Origin of the sequence: Alkalispirochaeta americana (genome assembly GCF_900156105.1) — a bacterium.
Classification (GTDB): Bacteria; Spirochaetota; Spirochaetia; order DSM-27196; family Alkalispirochaetaceae; genus Alkalispirochaeta; species Alkalispirochaeta americana.
In genome coordinates this window covers 1-12,816 of record NZ_FTMS01000012.1, presented here as the reverse complement: position 1 = coordinate 12,816, position 12,816 = coordinate 1, and the positions used below count along the sequence as shown (strand labels likewise).

13 protein-coding genes are annotated in these 12,816 nt (G+C 57.1%); 7 read left to right on the top strand and 6 right to left on the bottom strand.

Going from position 1 to position 12,816, the window contains the following annotated elements; translation table 11 throughout:
• Positions 1 to 68: 68 nt before the first annotated feature.
• From BW950_RS09720 to nfo, 4 genes are all read left to right on the top strand, one after another.
• On the top strand, positions 69 to 1,331 hold the full coding sequence (locus tag BW950_RS09720) for an ABC transporter substrate-binding protein (RefSeq protein ID WP_076489112.1): 1,263 nt from the start codon (positions 69 to 71) through the stop codon (positions 1,329 to 1,331).
• 79 nt (positions 1,332 to 1,410) lie between these two features.
• Positions 1,411 to 2,337: a carbohydrate ABC transporter permease gene (locus tag BW950_RS09715; protein ID WP_076489111.1), complete on the top strand. Its 927-nt coding sequence runs from the start codon at positions 1,411 to 1,413 to the stop codon at positions 2,335 to 2,337.
• A gap of 2 nt (positions 2,338 to 2,339) precedes the next feature.
• A complete protein-coding gene (locus BW950_RS09710) occupies positions 2,340 to 3,173 on the top strand; it encodes a carbohydrate ABC transporter permease (protein WP_076489110.1) in 834 nt (277 codons plus the stop codon).
• 76 nt (positions 3,174 to 3,249) lie between these two features.
• Positions 3,250 to 4,122 (top strand): deoxyribonuclease IV, encoded by an 873-nt coding sequence (nfo, locus tag BW950_RS09705; protein WP_076489109.1) that lies wholly within the window; start codon positions 3,250 to 3,252, stop codon positions 4,120 to 4,122.
• 51 nt (positions 4,123 to 4,173) lie between these two features.
• Here the strand turns inward: nfo and BW950_RS09700 are convergent, their stop codons facing one another.
• The gene (locus tag BW950_RS09700; protein WP_076489108.1) at positions 4,174 to 5,445 is read right to left on the bottom strand and encodes a THUMP domain-containing class I SAM-dependent RNA methyltransferase; all 1,272 of its coding nucleotides are present in this window, start codon (positions 5,443 to 5,445) and stop codon (positions 4,174 to 4,176) included.
• Positions 5,430 to 5,636, bottom strand: coding sequence for a hypothetical protein (locus BW950_RS09695; RefSeq protein ID WP_076489107.1), 207 nt, complete (start codon positions 5,634 to 5,636; stop codon positions 5,430 to 5,432). Before BW950_RS09695 ends, BW950_RS09700 begins: the two co-directional genes overlap by 16 nt.
• Before the next feature lie 101 nt (positions 5,637 to 5,737).
• On the opposite strand from BW950_RS09695, the gene BW950_RS09690 reads away from it, so the two are divergent.
• Positions 5,738 to 6,721, top strand: a complete 984-nt coding sequence (locus tag BW950_RS09690) for a M15 family metallopeptidase (protein WP_076489106.1) — start codon at positions 5,738 to 5,740, stop codon at positions 6,719 to 6,721.
• 83 nt (positions 6,722 to 6,804) lie between these two features.
• Here the strand turns inward: BW950_RS09690 and BW950_RS09685 are convergent, their stop codons facing one another.
• The 4 genes from BW950_RS09685 to BW950_RS09670 all read right to left on the bottom strand — a co-directional run bounded on the left by BW950_RS09685 (position 6,805) and on the right by BW950_RS09670 (position 11,429).
• Complete coding sequence (locus tag BW950_RS09685; RefSeq protein ID WP_083943907.1) at positions 6,805 to 8,301, bottom strand: tripartite tricarboxylate transporter permease; 1,497 nt, start codon at positions 8,299 to 8,301, stop codon at positions 6,805 to 6,807.
• Positions 8,302 to 8,317: 16 nt separating this feature from the next.
• Positions 8,318 to 8,851 carry a tripartite tricarboxylate transporter TctB family protein gene (locus BW950_RS09680; protein WP_159438775.1) on the bottom strand — a complete coding sequence of 178 codons (534 nt, stop codon included), beginning with the start codon at positions 8,849 to 8,851 and terminating at the stop codon, positions 8,318 to 8,320.
• 167 nt (positions 8,852 to 9,018) lie between these two features.
• Positions 9,019 to 10,032, bottom strand: coding sequence for a tripartite tricarboxylate transporter substrate binding protein (locus tag BW950_RS09675; protein WP_076489104.1), 1,014 nt, complete (start codon positions 10,030 to 10,032; stop codon positions 9,019 to 9,021).
• A 281-nt stretch (positions 10,033 to 10,313) separates the two neighbouring features.
• On the bottom strand, positions 10,314 to 11,429 hold the full coding sequence (locus BW950_RS09670) for a DHH family phosphoesterase (RefSeq protein ID WP_076489103.1): 1,116 nt from the start codon (positions 11,427 to 11,429) through the stop codon (positions 10,314 to 10,316).
• Positions 11,430 to 11,635: 206 nt separating this feature from the next.
• Here BW950_RS09670 and BW950_RS09665 point away from each other — a divergent pair, with 206 nt between their 5' ends.
• Both BW950_RS09665 and BW950_RS09660 read left to right on the top strand, forming a co-directional pair.
• On the top strand, positions 11,636 to 12,274 hold the full coding sequence (locus tag BW950_RS09665) for a hypothetical protein (protein WP_076489102.1): 639 nt from the start codon (positions 11,636 to 11,638) through the stop codon (positions 12,272 to 12,274).
• 5 nt (positions 12,275 to 12,279) lie between these two features.
• A partial coding sequence (locus BW950_RS09660; protein WP_076489101.1) for a DUF47 domain-containing protein occupies positions 12,280 to 12,816 on the top strand: 537 nt, incomplete at its 3' end.

The following is a 12,816-nucleotide window of genomic DNA, read 5'->3' as shown; positions in this document are numbered from 1 at the left end:
TACCCTTGCGGGGGAACACAGAAGGCCCTACCATGATAAGCGATCAAACATCCTAAAGGAGGATCCGTATGAAGAAAATTGCCATGGTGGGTCTGGCGCTCGTAGTTGCCACAACCCTCTTTGCCGGAGGAGGACGGGAATCCCGGACTGCCGAAGGTTCCGTGGGGCTTACCCTGGGATCGTGGAGAACCGATGACGTTCAGCAAATCAACCGCCTGATTGCAGCCTTCAACGAAGAGCACCCGAACATCGCCATCCGCTTTGACCCCACCAACCCCCCCGACTACAACGCCACACTCCGTCTCCAGCTGGAGTCAGGAACAGGACCGGACATCTTCTATGCCCGAAGCTACGCCACGGGCCAGGATCTGTTTGCCGACGGCTACATGCTGGATCTGAGCGATCAAGCCTTTATCGCCGCCGCCTACGATGAAGGAGCCCGGGACCCCTGGCAGACACCCGACGGCAAGCAGTTTGCCATGCCTCTCATGGCAGTCTCTCACGGCGTGTACTACAATGTGGATCTTTTCAACGACCTGGGAATCACCCCTCCCGAGACTTGGCAGGAGCTCCTGGAAACAGCCCGAAAAATTGCCGACGCCGGATATATTCCCATCGCCAACGGCCTTGCCGACGAATGGGACATCACCGAGGTGCTCTGGATGAACATCGCACCGGCCTTCCTGGGCGGCCGGGACGCTCGCCTTGCCTATGAAGCGGGAACACGACCATTCAACGACCGTGCCATGGAAAGCGTCTTTTCCGCCGTGGCCTCGCTGGAACCCTTTCTCCCCCGTGGATACGAGGCAATCAGCTACAACGACAGCAAAGCTCTTTTCCTGCTGGGTGAAGCAGCCATGTGGTTCGACGGATCCTGGACGGTGAGCGAGTTCGAGGCCTCGAACCCTGACTTTACCTGGAGCGTCTTTGCACCACCTCCGCCGGCAGGCGCCACGCCCCACATCACCTTCCACCCCGATGCGGGAATCGCCGTGAACCCGGCAAGCCCCAACGTGGAGGCTGCCCTGACCTTCCTGGAATGGCTCTCCGGCCCGCGAGCCTCGGCGGTGCTGGGAAACGAACTGGCCGGATTCTTCCCCATGGTAAAGAACCCGCCAGCTCTGGAAAACGAAAAAGCCAACGCCTTCCTGCAACTCAACGAAGGGCGGGAACTGGATGTACGCTTTCCCTGGCCCCGGCTGATGTCGGGCGATCCCAGCGCCTACTCCCTGATACAGCAGGGATCAACCGGCGTGATCACCGGCCGGATAACCCCCAGCGAAGCGGCCCGGGCGCTTCATCAGGGTGTTACGAGCTGGTATACCCCCTAGGTTCTGCTTCCGTACAACCTGCCCGGCGGACCCGCACCATCGCGGGTCCGCCTCTCTAAACCACGAGGAGTAACAGACCATGAGACACACCCGCAGCGCCCTCCACCCCCACTGGTCCTGGATGTGGTACCTGATACCGGCGCTCTTTTTCTACTCTCTTTTTATGGCCTGGCCCATGTTCAAATCTCTGGAACTCAGTCTCTACACAGGAAGCGGCTTCAACCTGGATACCTTTATCGGTTTCGATAACTACCGCCGGCTCTTTGGTCAGGGCGTGGTGGCAGAGCGATTCTGGGGAGCCTTCAGGAACACCTGGGTCTTTTTTGCCGTTCATATGCTGGTGCAAAACTCCCTGGGGTTGGTCTTCGCCACAATCCTGAGTTCTGCCTCCCTGCGCGGAGCCCAGATCTACCGGACAATCATCTTCATCCCCGCCACTCTGGCCATCGTTGTCACGGGATTCCTCTGGCGGCTCCTCCTGAATCCCCAGTGGGGTTCGGTGAACATCATCCTCACCAGTCTTGGTCTGGACGCGCTGGCTCTGCCCTGGCTGGGTCTGGAATCGACTGCCCTGGTCACCATCTCTCTTGTATCGAGCTGGCAGTGGGTGGGAATTCCCACCATGATCTTCCTCAGCGCCCTCCAAAACATCTCGGAGGATCTTTTTGAGGCTGCCGAGATAGACGGAGCCGGAAGCTGGACGACCTTCTGGCGAATCAAAATGCCCCTGATCTGGCCCATCATGGGAGTTGTCTCGATCCTGACTTTTACAGCAAACTTCAATGCCTTCGACGTGGTTTTTGCCATGGCCGGAGCAAACGGACCCCCCAATTTTTCCACAGATATCTTGGGAACCTACTTCTACCGGGTAGGCATAGCCGGCCAGCATCCCGTGGGAATTCCCGATATGGGGCTGGGTGCCGCCGTGGCATCGTTCATCTTCCTGGTGCTCTTCGTGGGTGTTCTGGTGATCCGCAGCGTCTTTCGTGACAAGGAGGAACTCTAACCATGGCAAAAGTACACGTCCGGGGGCAGCAATTCTGGTCCCACCTGGTCCTTCTCACCTGGTCAGCCCTGGTGATCATCCCCCTCTGGATCATGGTGGTGAACTCCTTCAAGACAAAGCTGGCGATTTACCGAAGACCCTTTGGCCTGCCCAGCCCCTGGACCCTCCAGGGATACCTGGCAGTTTTCACGGGCTCCAGTTTTCCCCGTTACTTTCTGAACAGCATTATGATTACCGCCACCTCGATCGGCGTAATCCTTCTCTGCGCTTCTCTTGCCGCCTACGCGATCGCCCGGTGGAACAGTCCTCTCTCCAAGGGAGTTTTCCTCTTCTTCCTGGCGGGCCTCATGGTGCCGATTCGAATCGGCAGCATCAACCTGCTCATCCTGATCAGGGATCTGGGACTCATGGACCAACTGATCGGTCTGCTCCCCATCTATGTTGCCATGGGGATGCCCGTGGGAGTTTTTGTCCTGACCGAGTTCATTCGCACCGTTCCTGCCGAGCTTACCCAGGCTGCTCACATCGACGGAGCCAGTCGGCTTCGCATCTTCCTGCAGATCATTCTGCCCCTCACCCGTCCTGCCATGGCCACCGTGGCAATCTTCAACCTGGTGGTGCTCTGGAACGATCTCTGGTTCCCCCTGATCTTTATCCGCTCCGAGAGCCGCAGAACCCTTATGTTGGGAGTAACCAGACTCTTTGGTCAGTATCAGACGGACTGGACCAGAATACTTTCAACCCTGACCATCGCGACGATCCCTATCGTCCTGCTCTATATCCTGATGGCCCGGCAGTTTATCCGGGGACTTACGGCCGGAGCTGTGAAAGGTTAACCCGGGAGAAATCACCCCGGGGCACGGGAAAAGCCGGGCGGGTGATTTTTCCCGGCTCCTGTGCGATCATGAGGGTATGAGACAACGATCAATTACCCTGGGGGCCCATGTGAGCGCCGCCGGGGGCGTCCAGAACGCTCCCGGAAACGCCCGGGCCATTGGAGCGGGAGCGTTTGCGCTCTTTACCCGGAACCAGCGGCGCTGGCATTCCCCTGGTTATACAACGGAAACAATTGCCCTCTTCCGGCAGGCCCTGTCAGATCAGGGATTTGCACCGGAGAGCGTTCTTCCCCACGCAGGATATCTCATTAACCTGGGCTCCCCCGATGAAGAAGTTCGGGAGAAGTCCATCCGGGGGCTGGCAGACGAGCTGGAGCGAACAATCCAGTTGGGTCTGGGGTTGCTGAACTTTCATCCGGGAACATCCAAAGGCCAGATGGATGAGGCCGCCACGTGCAGACGAATCGCCGACGGGATCGATCAGGTCCTGCAAGCCGTGGAAGATACCCGAAGAGCCCCGGCGCGGCTCGTTCTGGAAAATACCGCTGGCCAGGGAAGCAATATGGGAGCCACCTTCAGCCAACTGGCGCAGATCATAGAAGCCAGTGCCTTTCCTGAACGCCTTGCGGTGTGTGTGGACACCTGTCACGCCTTTGCTGCGGGGTTTGACATCCGCAACGCCGCCGGGTGGGATGCCCTCATGGCAGATCTGGAACAAACCCTGGGGCTGGAACGCCTTGCAGGGCTCCACCTGAACGATTCCCTGGGAGCCTTGGGGAGCAAGAAAGACCGGCACCAGCCCATCGGGGAGGGTGAAATCGGCCTGGAGGGGTTTCGGGCGATCATGCAGGACCAGCGCCTGGACGGGCTTCCCCTCATTCTGGAGACTCCCGACCCCGATGGATGGGCCCGGGAGATAGAACTCCTCCTGGAAATGGCCCGAAACTGATCTAGCCTGGTCAGGGGAAGAGTCCGGCGTCTCCCGGCAGAACCTGTGAGCTCAGGCCCTTCGTCCCGGAGCGTTTCGCCCCGGGGGAGAGCCTCGCCGGATCTCGAAATGATAGAGCTCACAGGCTATTCCCCCGTTATAGAGGGGCCTTCGCCCCAGAATGTTCAGACCTGTCCGACGGATCAGTTTCGGCTCAGAACAGAGGATCCAGGCAGAACACCCCTGGAGGTGTTGCCGGAGAATCTTTCCCAGATCGCTGTAGAGCACCCCGAGATCGGCCGGATTAAGCCGTTCCCCGTACGGCGGATTGGTTACAAGGGCGATCTCCCCCTTCTCGTTGATGCGGGAGCGCCCCCGGGGAGAGTCTCCAAGACTCTCCCGGGCCTGGAGGATCATCTCCGGGAGAGTCTGCCGGACATCACCAGACCGGAAAGAAATACGAGGTTCCATCCCTGCCCGACGGGCGTTCCGGCGGGCTATCTCCACCAGGGAAGAGTCCAGATCAGCTGCAAAAATCGAGGGTCGCCCCGGCGAAAGGGATGAGCCGGGAGGAATCCTGGGCGGATCGACCCCGGGCCACCCTTCCAGGGCAAAATGTCGCGACGGCCCATGAGGGGGAAGCCCGGCCGAGAGCAGGGCCGACTCAATCGCAATGGTGCCGGACCCGCAGAAGGGATCCACCATCACCCGGGGGCTACCCGCCTCCAGAAGCATCGCCGCAGCGACGGTCTCTCTCAGGGGCGCATCCCCCGCTTCCCTGCGGTATCCCCGCTCGTGCAGAGGTGATCCTGCTGCATCAAGCGAAACCGATGCATAGCCCTGGGCATCTACAAAAAGGACCACCGGAACATCGGGAGTTTTTCGGTCCACCGAAGATCGCCTGCCCTGATTTTCTCTCCGCTGGCGATCAACAATAGCATCCTTCAGGCGCATCGCCAGAAACCGGTGATCCCCCAGAACCTCGGACCGGGTAGAAGCAGTAATGGCAAAAGTTGCCTCAAGGGGAACGATGGTCTCCCAGGGACAGGAACTCATCTGCCGGTAGAGATCATCGTAGCTGCGCACATGAAAGCGGTCCAGGGGAAGAAGAAGGCGAGAGGCCGTTCTCAGGGACCGGCAGAGCAGATGGGCCTCCTGGAGCGACGCATCGATATCCACCGCCCCGGCCCCCTGGAGTTGACAGGAAAACCCCAGGGACTGGACCTCCCGAAGCAGGATCGGCTCCATCCCTCCTGCGCAGGTCGCCACCAGACGGGACGTCCCGGGCATTCCGCTCTTTCCGGCGGGGGAGGATTTTTTCTTCAGAATCACCTTTCGCTGCATCGGTAATCATCCTTTCCGGACTGGTCATTCCCCGGCAGGTCCTCTCCCGGGGAGGCCTTTTCCTGCGGATTTTTTCCTTGGGGGGTTCTTTCCTGAGGAATCTCCCCTCCATCCCGGCTTTTCCGGGAGCTTTTCTTGAGAACCGTCATGAAGATGATTCCGACTCCGATAAAGATCAACAGTCCTGGCATTCCCCGATTCTATCACCAGAGCAGCCCGGGAGGCGATATCCCTGAAAAAGATTGTCTTCTTTGATAGACTTTATTCTGCTAAAGGAATGAAAAGATTGTCTATGCACCATTGGTTAAAACACCACACAGGTCTGCCACTGCCCGGGGCGTGGCTGATTGTTTTTCTGGCCTCCTTTCCGGGCCACCCCGCCCCGGCCTCGCCCGGCCTTGCCCCGGTGGATAAATCCTTCCTGGACTATCAGGATACGGAACCCCTCTCACGCCCGCTGGACGGCGTGGCGCAACTGGCGTCGTTACTGGCCGCGTACCCTGACCGGATAGACCGCAAGGAATACCGAAACGGTGATTGGGCAATACGGGTAAACGGAGAGTGGATCTACTGGGCCAATGGCAGGCTTCTGCCAAAAAAAGCCCGATTTTCCTGGGAGCGCTTTGGCCGCTACCCCTTTTACACGTACGAGACGGGCCCCCTGGAGATTCCCCGGGTTGAGGCAGACCAGGAGGCTCGTCTCAGAGCGCTTCTTGCAGAGCAGGAGCTGAATCCACCCCGGCGACACAGAGCCTTCCCGGGAGCGCTCTACGGGTTTCGCACCGCCCAGGAAGCCCGGGCCTCGATGGTTCGCATGATCTTTCTCGGGCACTCGATTCGGGTTCACCCCATGATTCTTGAACCACTGGAGCGCGTCCACCAGGAGATTAAGGCTGCACGGGAAACGGATCGGGACGTCAGGAGCTTTCTCGACGAGTTGCTTCGGATCGAAGCGTTTTTCTGGCGCCCCATAGCAGGAACCCAGACGGTTAGTTATCACGGCTTCGGCGTTGCCCTGGATCTTATTCCCCGCTCCTACTACCGCCGCAACGCCTACTGGCGCTGGTCGGCCCAGGCAGGAATCGAAGACTGGTGGAATATACCGGAAGAGCGGCGCTGGACCATTCCCCAGACAATAGTGGAGATCTTTGAAAGCCAGGGCTTTATCTGGGGCGGCCGATGGCTTCTTTTTGACGCCATCCATTTTGAATACCGGCCCGAATTATTTCTGCTGGCAGAAAAACAGGGGCGGCCCCCCGAAGAGGTCCGCCCCTGAAGGGGGAAAACAGAATCAGAAGGAACTTCTCCTGGGAGCACGTCACTCCCGGGACCGGATCACCCAGAATCAGCCAGCCAGGATCAGAATCTGCTATCTGCGGCTTTCTTTTCTTCCATTCGCTTTTTCACGATCGGAGCCGCTACCGCCGCTACAGCAATGGCGAGCATGATCAACGTCAGCGGGCGCTTGTAGAAGCTTTCTACACCTCCGATGATCAGGGCCTGACGGAAGCTCAGCTCGGCCAGGCTTCCCAGAACAATCCCCAGCACAACCGGTGCAGGGGGATAATCGTAGCGCCTGAATATCCAGCCTATTACACCAAAAACCACACATACCACCACGGAATACATGGAAGAGGTGACGGCATAGCTACCAACGATGGCGAAGGTGAAAATGAGGGGATAGAGCAAGGTCTTCTTCAGGTCTGTAACCCGGACAAAGAGGTTGGCCCCCACAAGCCCCACCAACAGGATAAAGGCGTTGGCCATAAACATGGAGGCAAACATGCCGTAGACCAGTTCAGGCTCTTCCACGAACATTTCCGGACCCGGGTTCAGACCGTGGACCAACAGAGAACCCAGCAACACCGCCGCTGTTGCACTCCCGGGAATACCCAGGGCCAGCAAGGGAACAAGGGCCCCGCCTGCGGAAGCACTATTCGACGATTCGGCGGCGGCTACGCCTTCCGGAGAACCCTTCCCGAACTCTTCGGGTTTCTTGCTGCAGCGTTTTTCCACATCATAGGAAATGAATGCAGCAATAGTCCCTCCCGCACCGGGGAAAATCCCTATAATGGTGCCCAATACGCCGGAGCGGACGATGTTTTTCCACACTGTTAAATAGTAACGGACCTTGGGCAACTTATAGGCCAGCTTGTCGAACTTTTCTCCCTTGCTGTAGTGTTCAATATTATAGAAAAGCTCACCCAGCGCAAAAAGCCCGATGATTGCAGGAATCAGGGAAAGGCCATCGAGGAGCCGCATATCTCCGAAGGTAAACCGCCGCGTACCAGCTATGGGGTCCATACCAATGGTGTTTAGCAGCAAGCCAAAGACCACCGCTACCAGCGCCTTCTGCCAGTTTTTTCCGCCCATCGTTGCCACCGTGGTGAGACCCAGTATGGTTAGGGCGAAGTACTCGGAAGGCCAGAATTGCAAGGCCACCCGGGCCAGGGGCTGGGCAAATGCGATAAGTACGACCGTCCCGATAATACCACCAAAGACCGAGGCATAGAGTGAAATACCCATGGCTTCGCCCACACGTCCGTTTTTGGTCATGGGGTAGCCATCGAAGGCGGTTACCGCCGCCGACGGTGTACCGGGTGTATTGATCAGAACCGCCGAGACAGAGCCTCCGTAGTTCGCTCCCTTGTACGCCCCCAGGAGCAGAACCATGCCCAATACGGGCTCCAGAGTGAAGGTCATGGGCAACAGCAGCGCCACCGCCATGGAGGGCGATATCCCGGGAATGGCACCGAAAGTAACACCGGCAAAAACGCCTAGCAGGCACAGAAGAATGGCCATGGGCGTAAACATGATGCCAAAACCGCCGCCCAGGTTTGCAAGAATATCCATCATGATGGTAAAACCCTTTCTAACCGAACAACCCGGTAAAGAGCGCCCCCACAGGCAGGCGTACGTAGAGCAACCGGGCAAAAAAGAAGTAAGAGAAGATCACCCAGCACACAGGTACGGCGATCAGTTCAATCTTGTTGCGCGAATCCAGAACCCACATTACCACCACCAGGAAAATCGCCGAACTGAGGTAATAGCCGATGTAACGGAAGGAAACGAGGCTCAACACAAGCACACCGAAGACGATGCCCAGGCGCCAGAGATTCCCCCGATCTTTGTCAGGCACTTCTTCACCTTTCAGCATGGGAATAAAGGCAAGAAATGAAACCGGAATCAGCACATAAAACCAGAACCGCGGGACTGTGGCCCCGGTGGTTGCGACCCCTGAAAAACGGGGTACGGGGAACGAAAAAGTGATAACGTAGAACAGCAGGCCAATCCATAGAATGGAGGCCAGCACCAGAATTTGTCCCGTATAGGGCCGCAGTTTCTTGAAGGGCCTTATCAAAAGCCAACCAAGTGCAAGTACGATACCTAAAAAGACCATTTGCATGAGCAATCCCTGCCCTGCAAAAAACCTGCCTATCTCTACCAATCGAGAACCCTCCTTCATAGGACGAGGGACTAGCCACCCGGTCTTTTCCCGGCTAGCTGTCCCTCTTCTGCTTAGCAGATGCAGATGTGCCCCTGTTGTGTTTCCACAACAGGGAGAAGCAACTCTTACAGGTCGAGCTGGCCTAACCAGTATTCGGTGACCTCGACCGTTCTGTCTACAATCGCCCTGAAATCATCTCCAAAAACCGCCCGGGGGGCTATTGCATTCTCGGCATTGAATTCCTTCCACCGGGGGTGATCGTAAATTTTTGTTACAAGATCTTCCATCCACTCAATCATGGCCGGGGGGGTTCCTTGCCTCACAGCAAGACCACGCCAGATGTGTTCGTTGTTCAACTCGGGGTAGCCCAGTTCAGCAAAGGTGGGGGAATCTTCAAAACCGGGCATGCGCTCAGGAGAGGCGATTGCCGCCACCCATAAATCCCGGCCCTTCGCGTTGAAGGGGTTGCCCATCTGCACATCGGCAGAGCCGCCCAGTACTGCGGCTGCACCCAGGGGACCCGATACAAAGGGCACAGCGGTAGCCTCAACGCCGGTGGCTTCCCATATCATCAGAGCTTCAAAGTGCTTGTTTGCACCCAGCACGGGCACTGCCCATATCTGATTACCCCTCTTTTCCCGTGCCTGCTTGATAATCCCCTCGAAGTCCATACCGGCATCCCGATCGCTCTTTCGAATAATAACCGCAGCGGGGTCTTTCTGTATTTTAGCAAGCCAGTGGTACCCGTCAATGTATACACTGCGGTCAAAGTCGTTGGAAACCACGTTGTTGACGTTTGACATTGCCATGGCAAAGACGGTGTAGCCGTCGGCGGGCCGTGCAAGCACTGCATTGGAAGCATTCATGGTCGCCCCACCGGTAACATTTTCCACCACGAAGGTTGCATCAGTGAACTCGCGGGCGATATCAGTCATGAGTCGAACAGCAACATCGGTACCACCACCAGAACCCACGTGGGTAATGATCGTAATCGGACGAGTTGGTTTCCACTCCGAGGCCTCTCCGGCCGCCGATGCCGACGCAGCCTCTTCCCGGGCGCAGGCGCCCAGCATGATCAACAGACCCAACACGGCCAGTGCCGCAAAAAATCCCGATTTTTTTCCCATTATCTTTCTCATTTTGATAGTCCTCCTCATTATTTCCTCTCCACGATGCCTGGATCAACCTGACTGATTGGATATCTGATTTCGTGCATCGATCCCGCCGTTGCATAGCTCACCGATCATTCCCCTGAAATCCCGGTACGCAACGCCATCACTCTCCACGAAATTATGACTAACAGTACGCCTAAAGCCCTGGTCTGTCCAATAAAACATCTCGATAGGGTATAATCGATATTTTTATACCCTATCATGCTCTCATGTCGGGGCCATCCGCCCCGATTTCAGCCTGCCCGATTTCAGCCAAACCGCTCCTGGAGAAGGGGCTGGAGTTTTTTCCGGGAAATTCCCAGATTTCCCTGACTGAAGCAGCGAAGCCCCAGGTCCGAAGCAACCTCCTGAAGGGATGGCGGGGTAATATCCGCCAGGTCAAGCCCCTTCTCGTTCAACAGGGCTTCCAACTGCTGCAACCGCTCCTTCTCCGGAACCAGCAGGACAAGCTCCCGGGTAAAACCGGGAGCGGTGTAGGCGATCATCGCCAGGAGCATATCCAGACCCCGGGCGTCCCGGTATGCCTCAAGCCCCTGGGCCAACTCGCTGTCCCGGGCCACCCAGTCTTTCACAGGGAGCAGAACCGACGAGATCCCGATGCGGTTTTCACCGATCTGCCACTCTTTGTAGTCTTTTCGCAGGAGGTCCCGGGTCTCCAGATCGGAAACGTTGAACTTCTCCCGCTGCAGCACCTGAAAAAGATCATCCTGACTCTGCTCCGCCCGGGGAAGCAGGAGATCCACCATGGCTTGATCGTCGGGGGTGGTTCGCTGAGCGGCAGGATCAAGATTGACGGTATCAAGCAAAATGGTTCCCACCAGAAGGCTCGCAACGTCTTTCTCCAGAAGCTCCGGTGTGTTGCGGGAAATCTCACGGGCAACCAGGGTAGCAGCCGATCCTGTGGGCTCGATCAACCGGACCAGGGCGTCGGAAAAGAGCCCCTCGTCGGCGTGGTGGTCCACTATCTCCCGGACAGCGTCGGCCAGGTCACTCTGGTTTCCCGCAAGACGGTTGTGATCGACCAGGGTGAGTTCCAGCCGCCCCGCCCGATGAAGTCCGGCCAGGTCGATCTCGTCGATAAACGAAAGGAGAGCCGGATCAATTCCCGCCTGACGAAGCAGAAAAACTGCCTCAGTCCGCAGTTTGTAATCTCCCCGGGGAATATTGATCACCGGTATGCGAAGATCCGTCTCCTCCGGGCCCGATCGATAAAATGAGTACACCAGGGCCGAAACCATGGAATCAAGGTCAGCAGCTTCGTTCCCCAGGACGCAATGAAGGGTCTCTCTTCCTGAAGAGATTTTTTCTTTTGTTTTCGCCAGGCCCTGCAGAAAGCTGGACCAGGAGCGGGGTAAATTGGACATATCGTCTCCTCCTTCGAATCATTCCTGTGTTGATGTGTGGGGGTTATGGTCTGTCAGGGCTCGCTCTCCTGTCAATCAAATGATCGGTGAAGCTGTAAAAAGTTGTTTATCTCAAGAAGCAACGATTTTAATTGGCCCTTCTCCTGGTCCCTGTGCTAGGGTTTGACTCAATTCGAGAATATTTTCAGACGAAGGAGAACCATACCATGGCAGACGTGTTTGCACAGAATAAAGCCACCAGTGCGGCCGACGCAGAGAAAATCGTTCCCCGGGCGGAGTTTCGGGTCTTTGAGCAAGGAATCATTGAGCACGTGAAGAGCAAGATGTGGAACGGCAAGACCGTCCTCTTCAAAGCCCGACGCATGCCCCTGGAGACCTATTTTCTTTCGGTTCACACCAACGAAGCCAACGTCAAAGTCCGTGACGGGCTTCTGGATATCAAGACCAAGGTAGGCGAGACTCCCGAAGGATACGAGATTTTTCAACCCCGTGGAAAGTTTCAGTTTCCCGTTCCCCAGGCCGACGTGGCAACGATTCTTTCGCACCTCAAGGCAGAGATCGCCCTCACCCAGGAGAATTACACCATCGAGGACTTTATTGCCCTTGTGAAGGAAAGCCGGGACCTGACAGCTGTCACGGTGGAGAAAATGCGCTATGGCTTCACCATCGACAATATCATCTGCGAATACGCCCAGGTCTGGCTCAACGGGGCTTTGGTAGAAACAGCCTGCTGCGAGAGCGAGGACTACGAAGGGATGAAGCGGGTTGTCGAGGAGCTGGGTCTCTCGGAGAAACCCAACACCAACTACCTGAGAGCTGCAAAACAGGTTGTGGGGATGGCGTGACAGCGATGGGGAAAAAAACTGTAACCGGGGGGATCTTCGCCTCCCGGGCAAAAACGCTGGAGCTGGAGATAGAACAATTCCTGGGGCTGGTCGATCAGAGCGCGCTTCTTCTGGAAGAGGCGGTGAAAAAGTACATCCAGGGAGATCTGGATCTCTTTGAAAAACAGTTCGGCGAGATAGACCGGATCGAGCGCGATGCCGACGACCTGCGCCGCCAGATCAAGCACCGGCTTTACGCCGAGATGCTCATCCCCGATTCCCGGGGAGATGTCCTGGGACTCCTGGAGACCACCGACAGCATCTGCGATGTGGCCAAGCGGGTCGCCACCCATTTCAGCATCGAGAAGCCCGAGATCTATCCCTTCCTGAAGGACGATTTTCTGGAACTCACCGAGATATGCCGCAAAGCCGTGCAGGAGCTCACCCTGGCTGAACGGGCCTTCTTCCGCGAGCTCTACCGCGTGACGGAGCATCTGGATAAGGTCCACTTCTGGGAGCACCAGGCCGACGAGGTGGAGGACCGGCTCAAGCGCAAGGCCTTC